The organism is uncultured Litoreibacter sp., assembly GCF_947501785.1.
GTDB lineage: Bacteria > Pseudomonadota > Alphaproteobacteria > Rhodobacterales > Rhodobacteraceae > Litoreibacter.
In genome coordinates this window covers 2,768,895-2,784,944 of the sequence record NZ_CANMXB010000001.1, presented here as the reverse complement: position 1 = coordinate 2,784,944, position 16,050 = coordinate 2,768,895, and the positions used below count along the sequence as shown (strand labels likewise).

Genomic DNA, 16,050 nt, shown 5'->3' with positions numbered 1-16,050 from the left:
CGCGCCACGGAAAAGTTAACGCGTGAGATGACAGATCAGATTAGAGTATTTTTGCCAAAACGAAGCTAGGCGTGGGTCTGCAGAATCCGACCTGCCAGATAGAGCGAGCCGCAGATCAGGATGCGGGCTTGCGGGTCCTGGCCGATGATCAGGTCCGTGGCGGTTTCCGCATCCTTGGCCGCGCGCGCGTCGATGCCTGCGTCAGTGGCGGCCCTGGCGGTGTCTTCGGCGGGGAGCGTGTTGACCTCCCCGGGGATGGAAACGGCGTGCAGGCTGGCGGCGTGTTTTGCGACGGGGGCCATGTAGCCCGCGACGTCCTTGGTGTTCATCAAGCCGCAGATCAGATGGGTCGGGCGCCTCGGCAGGCGCTGCAGCGATTCCGCGAGCGTTTCGGCGCAGGCGGCGTTGTGGCCACCGTCGAGCCAAAACTCCGCCTCTGGCGCGCGGTCGAGCAGCGGGCCGGAGCTGAGGCGCTGCATCCGGGCAGGCCAGGTGACTTGCGTGGCGGCCGCGGTGCAGGCGTCTTCGTCGAAGCCCAAGTGGCGCAGCGCGGTGATCGCGGTGCCAGCGTTTTGGAACTGATGCGCGCCCATGAGTGCGGGGGGCGGCAGGTCGAGCAGGCCGCGATCGTCCTGGTAGATCAGACGCCCGCGTTCTTCGAACGCATCCCAGTGCTGGCCCTGGATCAGGGCGGGGGCGTGGAGTTGGTCCAGCTTTGCCTCGATCACCTCCATCGCGTCGTCGGGCTGGCGGGTGATGATGGCCGGAATTTGCTTCTTGAGGATGCCCGCCTTTTCGCCCGCGATTTCGGCAACGGTGTTGCCCAGAAATTGCGGGTGATCGAAGGAGACGGGGGTGATGATCGTGAGCGCTGGTTTGTCGACCACGTTGGTCGCGTCAAGCCTGCCGCCGAGGCCCACTTCGAGAATGCAGTAGTCGGCTTTGACCCTGCTGAAGGCCAACAGCGCGGCGACGGTGGTGATCTCGAAATAGGTGATCTGCTCGCCTTTGTTGGCGGTGTAGCATTCGTCGAGAATTTCGGTGAGATACTCCTCGGAGATCAACTCCCCAGCCAGCCGGATACGTTCATGAAACCGTGCCAGATGCGGGGAGGTGTAGGCGTGCACGGTTTTGCCCGCGCCTTCGAGCCCCGCGCGGATCATGGCTTGGGTCGAGCCTTTGCCATTGGTGCCCGCGATATGGATCACCGGGGGCAGGTCGTTTTGGGGATTGCCGAGGCGATCCAACAGCAGCCAGACACGGTCCAGCACCAGATCCATCACCTTGGGATGCAACGCCATCATCCGCTCCAGGATGGCATCGCTGGACTGCGTCGTCACTTTTTCGCGTCCGCCGTTTCTGCGTCCTGCTCGGTCTCGTCCGGCAAGGAAATTTGATCAGGCGGCGGCGCGGGCAGATCGCCCTTTACCGCAGGATCAAGCCCCAGAAGCATGCGGGTGATGGTGACCAGCTCTTCCTTCATGTCGCGGCGGTGGGTCACCCGGTCCAGCATCCCGTGGTCCAGCAGGTATTCGGCGCGCTGGAAGCCTTCGGGCAGCTTTTCGCGGATCGTTTGTTCGATGACGCGCGGGCCCGCAAAGCAGATCAGCGCGTTGGGTTCGGCGATATGCACGTCGCCCAGCATCGCGTAGGACGCGGTGACGCCGCCGGTTGTGGGGTGGGTGAGGACCACGATGTAGGGCAGCCCCGCCTCTTTCAGCATGTCGACCGCGATGGTGGATCGCGGCATTTGCATCAGGCCGAGAATGCCTTCCTGCATGCGCGCGCCGCCTGCGGCCGAGAACAGGATGAGCGGGCGTTTGAGCATGATCGCGCGTTCGGCGGCGGCGATGATGGCGTTGCCTACGAACATCGACATGGACCCGCCCATGAAGGAGAAATCCTGCGCAATGGCGACAATGGGGGTGCGGTCAATCTCGCCCTCGGCCACCAGCATCGCCTCTTGCTCGCCAGTCTTCTTGCGGGCGTCCTTGATGCGGTCGGGGTATTTCTTCTGATCCTTGAAATGCAGCGGGTCGGCGGTCGGTTCGGGCACCTTTATCTCAGTAAAGATGCCGCCGTCGAACAGCCCGTTGAAGCGTTCGCGCGGGGTGATGACCATGTGATGGTCACAGTTGGAGCAGACGTTCAGGTTGTCGCTGAGTTCACGGTGGAACAGCATGGTTCCGCATTCCGGGCACTTGGTCCACAGGTTCTCCGGCACCTCGCGGCGGGAAAAGATCGAGTTGATCGTCGGGCGGACGTAGTTGGAGATCCAGTTCATTGCGGCCTCATTTCCATGTTGTTCTTGAGATAAGCGGCGCTCATCCGAAATGCAATCACGATGGTCTGAGCCACAGGCGCAGCGCGGCCCAGGACACAAACAGATACAACATGTCGCGCAGCGTCCAGACCAGGCTGAACCCGATATCCGCCTTGCCGAACGGATAATGGTACAGTGCCACCCCACCCAGATCATCCGGCACACCGTAGACCATGATTGCGAAGAAGTTGTTGGCGAAGTGGAAGCCGATGGCCGCGCCCAGATTGCCCGTGACCCGCGTGAGATCGGCGGCAAGCAGCCCGAAGACCCCAGCCCAAAACACATAGCCCCACGTCACCGCCGGCGACGCATAAGTCGCGTCATAGTGGAGCAACCCAAACAGCACCGAGGGCAGCACCATCCAGACGAAGGGATGGGAAAAGCGCACCGCGAGTTGCTGCTGCAGGTAGCCGCGAAACATCAGCTCCTCGGAGCCGACCTGAACCATCAAAAGGGGAAGCGCCCACAGCATATGCGGCAACCACGTCGCAAAGGGCAGGTTGGGCACATAGGGCGGAGCGTTTGAGATCAGCCCACAAAGGGCGAAGATCGCGTAGAGGCCGACAACCACCAGCGCCCCTTTTGCAAAATAGAGCCCGAAGTTGCGGCGCGGGCCGAACAGCGTCTCGACCCTGCGATTGTGCCACGCCGCCATGATGACCACGGCGCCGATGCTGGCGAAAAAGCTGCCCAGCACCAGCGCCACTGCAAAGGGCGTGTCGCCCCGCGACATCATGTCGAAATAGTCGCTGATCCCGTTAGGCTCCGCGCCTGCAGTTGAACCGCCCTCCACCAGCACACCGATGATACCGATGACAAAGACAGCGGCGAAGATCTGGAACAGAAAGCCGGTAACCAGCGCCGCCGCAATACGCCAGAACGCAGGCAAGGCACGCGCGGGGGCGATGAATTCCACAAACTCGGGCGTGCGCCACATGCGACGTTACCCTGCCGGTCTGAGCCAGCGGCGCAGCAGCATCCATGTGATGACCACCACCACCATATCGACCGCCATCAGCGGCATCAGCGTGTCGACATCGTCCATCGTGAATGGCGCGAGGTAGAGCGACAGGCCCGACATCTCCCCCGCGATGGAGACGAGAAACAGCGCGAAGAAGTTGTTGGTGAAGTGGAACCCGATGGCGGCGCCGAGGTTGCCGGTCACCCGCGTCAGATCGGCGGCAGCGAGACCGAAAAGGCCGGTGGCGCAGATGATCAGCACCGTCAGCTTGGGATCGATGGTCGGGTCGGTATGGGCGAGGCCAAAGAGCACCGTCGGGATACCCATCCAGACAATGGGACTTTTGAACCGCGCGGCGAGCTGCTGCATGAGGTAGCCGCGAAAAACCAGCTCCTCCGCCCCGGTTTGGATCAGCAAGAGCGGCAGTGCGAGGGGCAGGTAGGACAGCCATGTGGTGAGTGGCATGTTGGGCAACGGCGCGTCGGGGAAAATCAGCGACACCGCCGCGCCGGAGATCAGAAAGATCAGCAAACACAGACCAACCGAGCGGGTAAAGTTGCGACACGCGGGGCGGAACGGACCGATAAGGGACGCAAGGCCACGGCGGTGGACGGCGGCAGCCGCAACCGCGCCAAGACCCATGAACAGGAACGTCCCCAGCAGAATGAACATGGCCGCCGGGGTAACGGGTTCCGACAGCGCCAGCTGCAAGTTGAACGCGGCGGCAGGCAGGAAGATACCCACCAGCACGAAGCCCACCATGATAGGAATGATGTAGGCACCGAACAGGGCGAGGATGCCGACGATGATCCGCCAGATTTGCGGGTAGTGGCGCGCGGGGGCGATGAACTCTTCGAATTGTGGCGTGCGCATGGGGCGGTGCAGCTTTCTTGCTAGGTTTGGGCTTTGGGTAAGGGGGCAATGTGGCAGTTTTCGGTCAGAATTCGCCGCGTTCGCTGGCTTCGCGCAGATCGGTTTGGAACCTGAAGATGTCTTGCGCCGCGGGGTGGTCGGGGCCGTAGGTTTCTAGCGCGACCATCCCTGCCTCGCTTGAGGCATTGAGCGCGTCCAGTTTGCGGTCGGCCTGCAGATAGACTTGCGACAGGTTGAACAGCTTTGATGCGTATTGCGCGGTGCTGTCTTGTTGATGTTGCCTGAAGAAGTCGATCAGCGCTTCGAGGATGGGGATTGCCGCCTCGGGGCCGTTAGCGGCTTGGGCGACGAAGGCGCTGGTGTCCATGTAATCGGCATAAAGCGGCGGGATTTCCATGGCGGACGGCATGTAGGTGTCCAGCGTCTTTTGCGCCTCATCGACCTGGCCCGCCTCGACCAGATCAACGGCCAGAATGCGGGCCCGTTGCAGGGTCATTTCATGGTTATGGCCGAAGTGGTTTTGCAGCAGCTCAACGCTGCGTTTGCGGTGTGTTAGAGCCTCTTCGCGCCGCTCCTGACCGGCAAGCGCCGTGGCCATGACGTCCAGCCCGTAGCCGACATTGGGGTGGTCTGGGCCGAATTCCGTCTCGAATGTGGTGAGCAATTCGCGGCCCGCTTGTTCCGCCTGCTCGAAATGCCGCCTGCCGTTAAGGGCCTGACCATAGGCAAAGAGCGCCTGCAACGTATCAGGATCGCTGGGGCCACGTTCGGCTTTGAGGGTCTGATACTGCTGCTCCGCCTCGACCATGGGATCAACGGGTTGGCGCTGCTCAGCGGCTTTCTTGCCAAATAGTTTATTGAACATGAAAGGTACGCCTCTGCCAGTTGAATGATGAGAGTGTGTCCCATGCCGCGCCCGATTGCCAGCACGGGACGCAACTGGCGCTTGTGCCTTGGAGACATGGCCTTTATTCCCCTTTGCAACGCTTTACGGGAGGCCAATATGACCGCGAACAAGACCGACAAGACCAATCTGCCCAGCCGCCACGTCACCGAAGGTCCGGCGCGTGCGCCGCACCGGTCGTATTTCTACGCGATGGAGATGACGCAGGAAGAGATTGACCAGCCGTTTGTGGGCGTCGCCACCTGCTGGAACGAGGCCGCGCCGTGCAACATCGCGCTGAACTGGCAGGCGCAATCGGTCAAACGCGGGGTGAAGGAAGCCCAAGGCTCGCCGCGTGAATTTACCACGATCACCGTCACCGACGGGATTGCGATGGGGCATGAGGGTATGCGGTCCTCTCTGGCGTCGCGCGAAGCGATTGCCGACACGGTCGAGCTGACCATGCGCGGGCATTGCTACGACGCGATTGTGGGCCTTGCGGGCTGCGACAAGTCGCTGCCGGGGATGATGATGGCGATGATCCGGCTGAACACCCCGTCGGTGTTCATGTATGGCGGGTCGATCCTGCCGGGCCAGCACGAGGGCAAGGACATCACCGTTCAGGACATGTTTGAAGCCGTGGGGCGTTATCAGGCGGGCGACATGTCGGAAGGCGAATTGGCGGTGCTGGAACGGGTGGCCTGCCCATCTGCAGGTGCGTGTGGCGGGCAGTTTACCGCCAACACGATGGCTTGCGTGTCTGAGGCGATTGGTCTGGCGCTGTTCAACTCGTCCGGCATGCCTGCGCCTTACGAGTCGCGCGGCGAATACGGCGTGGCGTCAGGCAAGGCTGTCATGAACCTGATCGACAAGAACATCCGCGCGCGCGACATCTGCACCCGCGAAGCGTTTGAGAACGCGGCGCGCATTGTGGCCTGCACCGGCGGGTCGACCAATGCCGGTTTGCACCTGCCTGCCATGGCGCATGAGGCGGGGATCGAATTCACGCTGAAAGATGTCTGCGAGATTTTCCGCGACACGCCGTATTTCGTCGACTTGAAACCGGGCGGGCAATTTGTGGCCAAGGACCTCTATGAGGCGGGCGGCGTGCCGGTTGTGCTGAAAGAGCTGCGCAAGGCGGGACTGATCCATGACGACTGCATGACCGCGTCTGGCTATTCCATCGGCGAGGAGATCGAGAAAGTGTCCTCCAAGGCCGATGGCCGCGTGGTGTACCCGATTGAAACGCCGATTTCCGAGACCGGCGGCGTGGTTGGCCTGGAAGGTAACCTGGCCCCGGACGGCGCGATCGTGAAAATTGCGGGCATGACCGAAGAACAGCTGACCTTCACCGGCCCGGCCCGTGTGTTTGAATGCGAAGAAGATGCGTTCCAGGCGGTGCAGGACCGCGCCTATGAGGAAGGCGAAGTGATCGTGATCCGCAACGAAGGCCCCGCAGGCGGGCCGGGCATGCGCGAGATGCTGGCGACCACGGCAGCGCTGTCAGGCCAAGGCATGGGCAAGAAGGTGGCGCTGATCACCGACGGGCGGTTCTCTGGCGCGACGCGCGGGTTCTGCGTGGGCCATGTCGGCCCCGAGGCCGCGCATGGCGGGCCGATTGCGATGGTTGAGAATGGCGACGTGATCACCCTGAACGCGCGCGAAGGGTCGATCTCCATCGATGTCAGCGATGACGTGATGGCAGAGCGGAAGGCCAACTGGAAAGGCGCGCGGGAGACGATCTACGCCTCTGGCGCGCTGTGGAAATATGCGCAGCTTGTGGGCCGCGCGAAGTTCGGCGCGTGCACCCACCCCGGCGGCGCGAAAGAGAAACACGTCTATATGGATCTCTGAACGATGGCAGGTGTTTGGTTAAAGAGTTGCCTCGGACTGGCAGCAAGCCTGGCGCTTGCCGCCTGCGAAGGAGAACTGGCGGGCCTCGCCGGCGGCAGTGGGGCTGCAGATGGCAAACCCGCTGTGTCCAAAGCCGTTGGGCAGCGCGAGGCCACGGTCACCCGCAACAAGGTGCGCCTGACCGCCCCCGACGGGTTTTGCGTGGACCCGCAATCGACCCGCGCCACCCAGGCGCAGGCCTTTGTGGTCTTTGGCAACTGCGCCGCCATCACCGGCAACCCCGAGGAGCCGCAGCCCTATGTGCGCGCCATCACCACCGCCACCGTGACCAGCAGCGGGTTGACCGGCGACGGCGCCGTCGCCCCGCAAGTGGCCAAGCTGAACGCGTTTTTCCGCACCGCTGACGGCCGCGCCGCATTGAGCCGCACCCGCAAGGCCGAGACCGTCACCGTGCTGGACGGCTTCACCGAGCGCGGCACGTTGTTCTTGCGGGTCAAAGACACCAGCCCCACCAGCTTTGACGGCGCGGAGGACAGCTACTGGCGGGCCTATTTCGACGCCGGCAGCTCGGTCCTTGCGATTTCCGTGATAGGGTTCACCAACGCGCCCATCACCAGCGCCGAGGGGCTGGACACGTTGCGCGGCTTCGTCGGTCGCAACCGCAAGCCCATCAAAACAATCACCGCGGATGCTGGCGCAAAACCCACAGGCGGCTGACCAGCGCGCCGTTTATTTCCTTGAAACCATTGTTTGCAATATAGAAACAGTGCTACCGCTTCTTGGTGGAATTTTAGGGTGTTGCGCGCGACATGTTGGACCGGGTCAGAGAGTTTATCAGACGCAGGTTGCATACCCGCAGCCTTGCGCGCTGGGACGCAGCTGCGCGCGACGCCGAAAAGCTGGACCTGTCGCTGCTGCGCCAGATGCGCAGCCAGGCCCGTCAAATGCGCCGCCGCGTCGACCTTGTCACCCACATTGCCGACGGCCGCCTGACCCTGCCCCGCGTTGGGTCCAACGCCATCCCAAAGCCCGCGCAATCCGACTGGGCGTACCGGCCCGAGCTGTGGCGCGGCCCGATCTCGCCAGTGGGGCTTGCCGCCGTTGAAAGCCGCACCCGCATCGGAAATTCGGCCACGCTGTACCACGACTGCTCCATCTCGGAGCTGACTGTACGGCAGGTCCGCAACACCCGCGACGGCGACCTTGCGCCCTTTGGCCTGCGCATGGACGTTTTCAAATTTGACGGCTCCTTCCTGAGCCTTGTGCTGGATCTGCCCGACAGCGCCGTGGACGGGCTGCAGCGCAACCACATCCTGCGAGTGGAAACCGAAGTTGAAATCGAGAAAAGCCTGGAGATTTTCGCCCGGCTGAACATCAAATACGGCCCCAACGTGGAGCAGGTGGTCCGCGAGCTGCCGCTGGACGGCCGCGAGATGATTGTCGAGTTTGACCTTGCCCATACAAAGATCAGCGAAAAGCGGCTGGAGCGCATCTGGATGGACCTGATCTTTGAGGGACCGGAGATGAACGAGATCAACCTGCGCGACGTCACCTTCTCGCGCCGACCGCGTGCGGATTTCTGAGGAGTTTGACCATGGCCGACCTGACGCTTACCAAGACGCGCATTCACGCGGGCCACTACGAGGGGGTTCTGACCGCCCCTGCCGGCCACGACCCGGAGCTCGGCGCGTTCCTCAACGAGCAGCCCGTGGGGGAGCTGGTGCTGACCCCCGACCCAGACGCGGCCGCCACCTGGAATGTGGTGCTGTCCCTGCCCCCCGACATTCTGACCGACGGGATACAAACCTTCCTGCTGGTGGACCAGGCGTCCAACACCACCTTGGACAGCTTCACCGTCATCGCGGGCGAGCCGCTGGACGACGACCTGCGCGGCGAGATTGACCTTCTGCGCGCCGAGCTGGACATGCTGAAGAAAGCCTTCCGGCGGCATTGCGTGGAAACGTCTTGAGGGTTTGCGCTTGCCTTGCGGCAATCGCTACGGCGAGGGGCCAGCCCCTCGCGCTCCCCGGGATATTTTGAACATGGAAAGATGACGCCGCGTTTAGCGTGACGTGCGCGTCAAGTTGCGTCAGATTGGAGCGAGTATTGGAGGATTCCCGATGACCACCTACCCGCATCTGCTTGCCCCGCTCGACCTTGGATTCACCACGTTGAAGAACCGCGTGCTGATGGGGTCGATGCATACCGGGTTGGAGGAAACCAAAGACTGGAACCGGGTTGCCGAATTTTACGCCGAACGCGCGCGGGGCGGCGTGGCCCTGATGGTCACCGGCGGCATGGCCCCCAACCGCGAAGGCGGGGTGTTTCCCGGCGCGGCTGGTTTGTTCAACGACGACGACATCGCCAACCACAAAGTGGTCACCGACCGGGTGCATGACGCAGGCGGCAAGATCGCGATGCAGATCCTGCATGCGGGTCGCTACGCCTATGGGCCAGAATGCGTGTCGGCCTCGGCTATCAAGTCGCCAATCTCGCCCTTCCCGCCGAAGGAGCTGGACGAAGACGGGATTGAGAAGCAGATCGCCGACATCGCGACCGCCGCCGCGCGCGCGCAAGAGGCGGGCTATGACGGGGTCGAGGTGATGGGGTCGGAAGGATACTTCCTGAACCAGTTCCTTGTCACCCACACCAACAAGCGCGAGGACCGCTGGGGTGGGTCCTACGAAAACCGGATGCGGCTGCCGATTGAGGTGGTCAAACGGGTGCGCAAGGCCGTGGGCGACGATTTCATCGTCATCTACCGGTTGAGCATGATTGACCTGATCCCTGGCGGGTCAACCTGGGACGAGGTTGTGCTACTGGCCAAAGAGATCGAGAAAGCGGGCGCCACCATTATCAACACCGGCATCGGCTGGCACGAGGCACGCATTCCGACCATAGCCACCTCGGTCCCGCGTCGGGCCTTTACCTGGGTGACCAAGAAGCTGATGGGGGAGGTTTCGATCCCGGTGATCACCTCGAACCGGATCAACACGCCGGAGGTTGGCGAAAGCGTGCTGGCCGATGGCTGCGCCGACATGGTTTCCATGGCGAGACCGTTTCTGGCTGACCCCAATTTCGTGGCGAAAGCGGCGGCGGGCAAAGGCGCGCAGATTGCACCGTGCATTGCATGCAATCAGGCGTGTCTGGACCATACGTTTTCGGGCATGATCAGCTCTTGCCTGGTGAACCCGCAGGCGTGTTACGAGACTGAGCTGACGATTGAGCCTGCCGCTGAGGTGAAGACCATTGCCGTCGTGGGCGCGGGCCCTGCCGGGCTTTCGACCGCGCTGACCGCCGCTGGCCGCGGCCACAAGGTGACGCTGATCGACCGCGCGGCGGAAATTGGCGGGCAGCTGAACATGGCCAAACAAGTGCCCGGCAAAGAGGAGTTCTGGGGGCTGGTGGATTGGTACCGCGCCATGCTGGACGACAGCGATATCGAGGTGAGGCTGAACACTGAGGCCTCCGCCGACGATCTGGCGGGTTTTGACGAGGTTATCATTGCGACCGGCGTCATGCCGCGCGACCCGCAGATTGACGGCCAGGACGGTCCCAACGTGGTGGGTTACCGCGATCTGCTGCAAGGCAGGGCCACGGCCGGCGGCACCGTCGTGATTATTGGCGCAGGCGGTATTGGGTTTGACGTGGCCGAATATCTGGTGACCGACGACAGCCCCACCGAAAACCTTGAGGAGTGGCTGGAAGAATGGGGGGTGACGGACCCCGAAGACCATCGCGGCGGCTTGGCCCCCGAAGGCCCGCAACCCGAGAAACCTGTGCGGCAGGTGACCCTGTTGCAGCGCAAGTCGGAAAAGCTGGGCAAACGGCTGGGCAAAACCACCGGCTGGATTCACCGTGCGGCGTTGAAGCTGAAGAACGTGCAGATGGTCGGCGGCGTCAACTACGAGCGTATCGACGCAGAAGGTTTGCATGTCTCGGATGGGGAGGCGCGGGAAAACCCGCGTGTTCTTAAAGCGGATACAATCGTGCTTTGTGCAGGCCAGGTGTCCGAACGCTCGCTGGCCGATGCTTTGATCGAAAAAGGGGTCACGCCCCATGTGATCGGGGGCGCGGATGTGGCTGCCGAATTGGACGCAAAACGCGCCATCGACCAAGGAACAAGGCTTGCGGCGACGCTGTAGCCTGCTTCGTTTTGGCAAAAATACTCCGCCCCGCAGGGCCGCTATCGACACAGGGAAACGCTTGTTTCGTCGTTTCCATGCCATAACCAATCCGCATTGAAACCCCTGAATCGTCGCATGTAGTTCACGGTTCTGCCCCATTTGGCCGCAATACACTCCTGCAAACGTCAAGAGTTATTGAGGTGTCCTGAATGGATCGTCTGACAGAAATGGAAGCCTTCGCCACGGTTGTGGACCAGGGTGGATTTACCGACGCGGCGCGCAAGATGGGGATTTCCAAATCCGCCGTCTCAAAGCACGTGTCGTCCCTGGAAAGCCGCCTGGGCGCGCGCCTTCTGAACAGGACGACCCGCCGTGTTTCACCTACGGAAATTGGGCTTGCCTATTATGACCGCGCCCGCCGCGTGTTGAATGATGCAGGCGAGGCTGATGCGCTGGTGTCGTCGATGCAAAGCGCGCCATCTGGCCTGCTGCGCATTTCGGTCGCCACTGATTTCGGGGTGAACCACATGTCGCCCATTCTGGGTGACTTCCTTGCGGACTTCCCTGATATCACAGTGAATATGGTTTTGAACAACCGCTACGTGGAACTGATTTCCGAGGGGTTTGACCTGGCCATCCGCATTGGCGAGATGGAAGATAGCTCCCTGCGTGCACGCAAGCTGACGCAGACGACCAAACGCCTGATCGCGGCACCAAGCTATTTTGAACAATACGGCCGCCCGGAGAAGATCGACGATCTGAACGAGCACAAGCTGCTGCATTATTCCAACCAATCTGCCGGCAACGTCTGGAAGTTGACCGCCCCGTCTGGCGAGAAACGTCAGGTGCGGACCCAAGGTTGGCTGACCGTCAATGACGGGCAATCCCTGCTGAACGCCTGCGTGTCCGGCCTGGGCATCGCGTACTTGCCGAGCTTCCTTTACGCCGACGCATTGGCCGACGGTCTGGTCGAAGAGGCCATGCCGGGCCTGCCAACCGAAGACCAGGGCATCTACGCCGTTTACCCGCCGGGCCGCTACACGCAGCCGAAAGTGCGGACCTTCATCGACTTCCTTGTCGAGGCGTTCAAGGAAAAGGGCCCCGAGACCTGGTAGGCCAAAACAGTTCCCCTCGTGCCGACCGTGGTTGGCGGCACATTACTGGGTCGAGGTGAGTATCGCCTCGACCCGTCTATTTTGGGTGCGGCCCTCTTCGGTCAAATTGCTTGCCACGGGGGCCAGATAACCGACGCCGTCCGCCTCAACCTGCCCGCTTGGGACCCCCAACTTCACCAACCAATTCGCAGCCGCCTGCGCGCGTTTGCGCGACAGGCCGATATTGCCCTGCAGCGACCCTTCGGCGTCGGTGTGGCCGACCAGCGCGATGGTACGGGACGGGTTGGCCTTCAGGTAATCCGCCAGCACCTGCAGCGTTTGATAGCTGTCCTCGGCCAATTCCGACGACCCGGTTTCAAACTGCAGATCCTGCAAGACGGCCGAGCCGCGCGTCTCTAACCGCTCAATCAACGGTCCCAGATTAACAGGCTGAACCGTCGGCCGGACGGTGGGCGTCTGCGTTGTGGTGGTGACCTCGGTCGCGGCCTCTTCCCCGCCGCCGATGAGGATCATCTGCACATAGCCCAGCGTCGCACTACGGCTGACAAAGAGGCTGAGATATTCCGGTACGGCCCCGCCCAGCCTTTGCGCCGCAAGATAGCGGTAATCGCCGAGGTCGATATGCATGTTGGGTTCGGGAAGCACCTCGGTTTCAAACCGGAAATCAAATCCGCCGCATTCCTGCGTTTCGCATTCGTAAAGCAGCTCGAACCCCACCGCCTCGATCTGTTGGCGCAGGTTGTCGGCCACGCCCAGCGTGGTGCCGCTGGCAGATTCGACCTTCCACGCGGTTTGCAGGCGCGGGCCTTCGGCGACCAGCGTTGCTATGGCCCCGTCGCGGAACGGGCCGATGGGCAGCTTGTAACTGGCGAATGCTTCAGTGCCGGTAAAGGTCTGCGTCGCCGGACCCGAGAAGGCCAAATCAAGCGCCGCCACCGGCTGCGCCGCAACGGCCGCCAAAAGATATGGGGCCAGCCGCCTCACCGATGCTTTGCGTGGTAATCAGCGTTGGGGCGCATATCAACCGCAGAGGCCATGCGGTTGGTCATGTTATAGAACCCCGCCGTCGCCGCGATGTCCCAGATGTCGCGGTCGGTGAAACCGACATTGCGCAGACCCTGCCGGTCGCCCTCTTCGATCGTGTAGCTGGCTTCCGTCATCAGCACCGCGAAGTCCAGCATCGCGCGTTGCCGCGCGTTCAGGTCAGCAACGCGGTAGTTCATCACCAGCGCCTCGCCCAATTGCGGATCGCCGGACAGTTCGCGCACCGCCGCGCCATGGGCGACAAGGCAGTAGAAGCACCGGTTCACCGCCGAGACCGCCACCGCGATCATCTCCCGCTCCAGCTTGGTGAGACCCGATTCTGTCAGCATTACATCGTTGTAGAGCGCCGAGAATGCGTTCAGCTTTTCCTCGTCAAACGCGTAGGCCTGCAGCACGTTGGGGACGAGGCCCAATTTCTCCTCGCAGATGGCGAAATACTTGGCCATCCGCTCCGGCAGCGGGTCGAGCATGGGCAGATCAAGGGCGGTGACTTGGGTCATATTGGGTCCTTAGCGTTTCACGCGGTAATGATAACCGTCCTGCGCCGCCATGCCCAGCGAGGCATAAAGCGCGTTCGCACCCGCATTTTGCTCCGTGACCAGCAGCGCAATATCGGTGGCGCCGCGTTCCGCGCCCCATTGCGCGGCGGCGATCATCAGCGACGTGGCCAGCCCGAAGCGGCGCTGGGTTTCGAGAATTTCGAGCGCGTGCACCATGACGCAGCCGTTGTGCAGCCCGACATAAACCGCCCCGCCCGCGCGGTCATTGACGCGGCCCAGGATGCAGGTCTTGTCGCATTCGGCCCGCTCCATGATCGCAACACGGTCGGGGCCGACCCCACCCTCCGCCCAGATGTCGCGGGCCAGTTGCAGCGGCGGCCAGATCGGAAATGCGGTAACCGGCGGGACTTCGCGGGCCGCCAAGCCGTCAATTTCCGCATGGTAGAGCCGGGTCCTGTCCACCAGCTCATAACCAAGTTCAGCAAGGATAGGGTCGAAATTGTGGTCCGGCGACAAGGTGAACAGCACGGGCTGACCCAGCTCTGCCATCCGCGCCTCAGCTTGCCGGATATCATCCTTGCCAACCTCTTGGTCAGAGGACGCCGCCGTCACCCGTTTGCCGCCGCCCTTGCTTTGCCGAAACACCCAGGGCCCTTCGCTGAATTGCCGCTCAGGAGGCCAGGTCGCTTCGACCACTTGCATGAGGCTCGCGCGATCCATCACAAGCCCAACGCTTTTGACAGCTTGGCCGCGGCGGCGAGGAGCACGTCCCGATCCGGGCCGCGGATGACCACGTTTGACCCGTACACGCCGTCTTTCTGGAACGGGTAGGAACCGAAAGACAGTTCCGGCATCTGCGCCGCGACCTCTCCCAATGGGCCTGCGATATCGCCTTCGCCACGCTCCACCCGCAGCGTTTCCGACAGCAAGGGGGCGCCGCCGGTGAGCGTCGGCAGAACAGAGGCGACCATGGCGTTGAACACCTTCGGCACCCCGGCCATCACGTGCACATTGCCAAGCGTGAACCCCGGCGCAATAGACACCGGGTTGTCGATCAATGTGGCCCCGTCAGGAATGCGCGCCATGCGCTTGCGAGCGGCGTTGAATTCCAACCCCTGCCGCTGGTAATGCGCAGCAAGCAACGCGCGGGCATCGTCGCGGATACCCACATGCGCCCCGAAGGCCGCGCCGATGGCGTCAGCGGTGATGTCATCATGGGTTGGCCCGATCCCGCCGGAGGTGAAAACATGGCTGTAGCCCTGAGACAGAGCCTGAACAGCGGTCACGATCCGGTCGTGATCGTCCGAGACGACACGCACTTCCTGCAACCCGATCCCCGCCTCCGTCAGCGCGCCCGCAAGGTGATACATGTTGGCGTCGCGGGTGCGGCCCGACAGGATTTCGTCACCAATAACAAGCATCGCGGCGGTGGGGTTTGGCATGGCGTGTCCCTTCAATTGAGACGAGATGTAACGCGATGGGGTAGAAGCCGCCACCATTCTCTCCTATGTAAGCCGCAAGAAGACGCATGAGGCCCAAGACCATGGACGACACCCACCGGGGACGCATCACCAAGGAAGGCATCCGCATCCACGAGGAAGCGGATTTTGCCGGCATGAAGGCAGCGGGCCAACTGGCCGCACGCATTCTGGATGACGTGGCCGCGTTGGTTGTGCCCGGCACCACGACCGAGGCACTGGACAGGTTCATCGAGGATGAGGTTAAGGCCGCCGGCGCGAAATCCGCCACCATCGGGTACAAGGGCTACAAGCACGCGTCGTGCATTTCGGTGAACCACGTGGTCTGCCACGGCATCCCCGGCACCAAGACATTGAAGGACGGCGACATCCTGAACATTGACGTCACCGTTATCGTCGATGGCTGGTTTGGCGACACCTCCCGGATGTATGTCGCAGGCAAGCTGAACCGCAAGTCGGAGCGGCTGATTCAGGTTACCCATGACGCCCTGTTCAAAGGCATTGAGGCTGTGAAGCCGGGCAACACGTTTGGCGACATTGGCCACGCCATTCAGGCCTATGTCGAGGCGCATCGCATGTCCGTGGTGCGCGACTTTTGCGGGCATGGGCTGGGGCGGGTGTTCCACGCGCCGCCCAATGTTTTGCATTACGGGCGGCCGTCCTCCGGCGCGATTCTGGAAGAGGGCATGTTCTTTACCATCGAACCCATGGTGAACCTGGGCCGACCCGAGACAAAGGTCCTGGCCGACGATTGGACCGCCGTGACCCGCGACAAGTCGTTGTCGGCGCAGTTTGAACATTCGGTCGGGGTGACGGCCAACGGGTTTGAGATTTTCACCCTGTCGCCGGGCAACAAATTTCACCCGACTTACGGCGTTTAACCCGCCCTTAA

16 protein-coding genes are annotated in these 16,050 nt (G+C 62.3%); 7 read left to right on the top strand and 9 right to left on the bottom strand.

From position 1 onward, the window contains the following. Positions 1-65: 65 nt before the first annotated feature. From Q0899_RS13825 to Q0899_RS13805, 5 genes are all read right to left on the bottom strand, one after another. Entirely contained in the window at positions 66-1,340 is a 1,275-nt protein-coding gene (locus Q0899_RS13825; RefSeq protein ID WP_298294917.1) for a folylpolyglutamate synthase/dihydrofolate synthase family protein, read from the bottom strand. Then, entirely contained in the window at positions 1,337-2,284 is a 948-nt protein-coding gene (gene accD / locus Q0899_RS13820) for an acetyl-CoA carboxylase, carboxyltransferase subunit beta (protein ID WP_298294915.1), read from the bottom strand. The genes Q0899_RS13825 and accD overlap by 4 nt, the downstream gene beginning before the upstream one ends. A 55-nt stretch (positions 2,285-2,339) precedes the next feature. Continuing rightward, positions 2,340-3,260: a CPBP family intramembrane glutamic endopeptidase gene (locus Q0899_RS13815; protein WP_299193511.1), complete on the bottom strand. Its 921-nt coding sequence runs from the start codon at positions 3,258-3,260 to the stop codon at positions 2,340-2,342. A gap of 6 nt (positions 3,261-3,266) precedes the next feature. Next, entirely contained in the window at positions 3,267-4,157 is an 891-nt protein-coding gene (locus Q0899_RS13810; protein WP_298294911.1) for a type II CAAX endopeptidase family protein, read from the bottom strand. Positions 4,158-4,221: 64 nt separating this feature from the next. Next, positions 4,222-5,022: a tetratricopeptide repeat protein gene (locus Q0899_RS13805; RefSeq protein WP_298294909.1), complete on the bottom strand. Its 801-nt coding sequence runs from the start codon at positions 5,020-5,022 to the stop codon at positions 4,222-4,224. A gap of 138 nt (positions 5,023-5,160) precedes the next feature. On the opposite strand from Q0899_RS13805, the gene ilvD reads away from it, so the two are divergent. From ilvD to Q0899_RS13775, 6 genes are all read left to right on the top strand, one after another. After that, positions 5,161-6,894 (top strand): dihydroxy-acid dehydratase, encoded by a 1,734-nt coding sequence (gene ilvD / locus Q0899_RS13800; RefSeq protein WP_298361107.1) that lies wholly within the window; start codon positions 5,161-5,163, stop codon positions 6,892-6,894. Between the two features lie 3 nt (positions 6,895-6,897). Next, entirely contained in the window at positions 6,898-7,611 is a 714-nt protein-coding gene (locus Q0899_RS13795) for a hypothetical protein (RefSeq protein ID WP_299193509.1), read from the top strand. Between the two features lie 92 nt (positions 7,612-7,703). Beyond that, positions 7,704-8,477 carry a DUF6478 family protein gene (locus Q0899_RS13790; RefSeq protein ID WP_299193507.1) on the top strand — a complete coding sequence of 258 codons (774 nt, stop codon included), beginning with the start codon at positions 7,704-7,706 and terminating at the stop codon, positions 8,475-8,477. An 11-nt stretch (positions 8,478-8,488) separates the two neighbouring features. After that, positions 8,489-8,863, top strand: coding sequence for a hypothetical protein (locus tag Q0899_RS13785; RefSeq protein ID WP_299193505.1), 375 nt, complete (start codon positions 8,489-8,491; stop codon positions 8,861-8,863). Between the two features lie 151 nt (positions 8,864-9,014). Next, the gene (locus Q0899_RS13780) at positions 9,015-11,039 is read left to right on the top strand and encodes an NADPH-dependent 2,4-dienoyl-CoA reductase (protein ID WP_299193503.1); all 2,025 of its coding nucleotides are present in this window, start codon (positions 9,015-9,017) and stop codon (positions 11,037-11,039) included. A 191-nt stretch (positions 11,040-11,230) separates the two neighbouring features. Further along, complete coding sequence (locus Q0899_RS13775; protein ID WP_298294900.1) at positions 11,231-12,136, top strand: LysR family transcriptional regulator; 906 nt, start codon at positions 11,231-11,233, stop codon at positions 12,134-12,136. 42 nt (positions 12,137-12,178) lie between these two features. Here the strand turns inward: Q0899_RS13775 and Q0899_RS13770 are convergent, their stop codons facing one another. From Q0899_RS13770 to Q0899_RS13755, 4 genes are read right to left on the bottom strand one after another with little or no spacing between them, the layout of a single operon-like run. Further along, the gene (locus Q0899_RS13770; RefSeq protein ID WP_299193501.1) at positions 12,179-13,072 is read right to left on the bottom strand and encodes an OmpA family protein; all 894 of its coding nucleotides are present in this window, start codon (positions 13,070-13,072) and stop codon (positions 12,179-12,181) included. A 44-nt stretch (positions 13,073-13,116) separates the two neighbouring features. Continuing rightward, positions 13,117-13,680: a peroxidase-related enzyme gene (locus Q0899_RS13765; protein WP_299193499.1), complete on the bottom strand. Its 564-nt coding sequence runs from the start codon at positions 13,678-13,680 to the stop codon at positions 13,117-13,119. A 9-nt stretch (positions 13,681-13,689) separates the two neighbouring features. Continuing rightward, entirely contained in the window at positions 13,690-14,400 is a 711-nt protein-coding gene (locus Q0899_RS13760) for an N-acetyltransferase (protein WP_299193497.1), read from the bottom strand. Beyond that, a complete protein-coding gene (locus Q0899_RS13755; RefSeq protein ID WP_299193495.1) occupies positions 14,400-15,122 on the bottom strand; it encodes a molybdopterin-binding protein in 723 nt (240 codons plus the stop codon). Before Q0899_RS13755 ends, Q0899_RS13760 begins: the two co-directional genes overlap by 1 nt. A 101-nt stretch (positions 15,123-15,223) precedes the next feature. Between Q0899_RS13755 and map the strand changes: the two genes are divergently transcribed. After that, on the top strand, positions 15,224-16,039 hold the full coding sequence (gene map, locus Q0899_RS13750) for a type I methionyl aminopeptidase (protein WP_298294889.1): 816 nt from the start codon (positions 15,224-15,226) through the stop codon (positions 16,037-16,039). Positions 16,040-16,050: the final 11 nt, after the last annotated feature.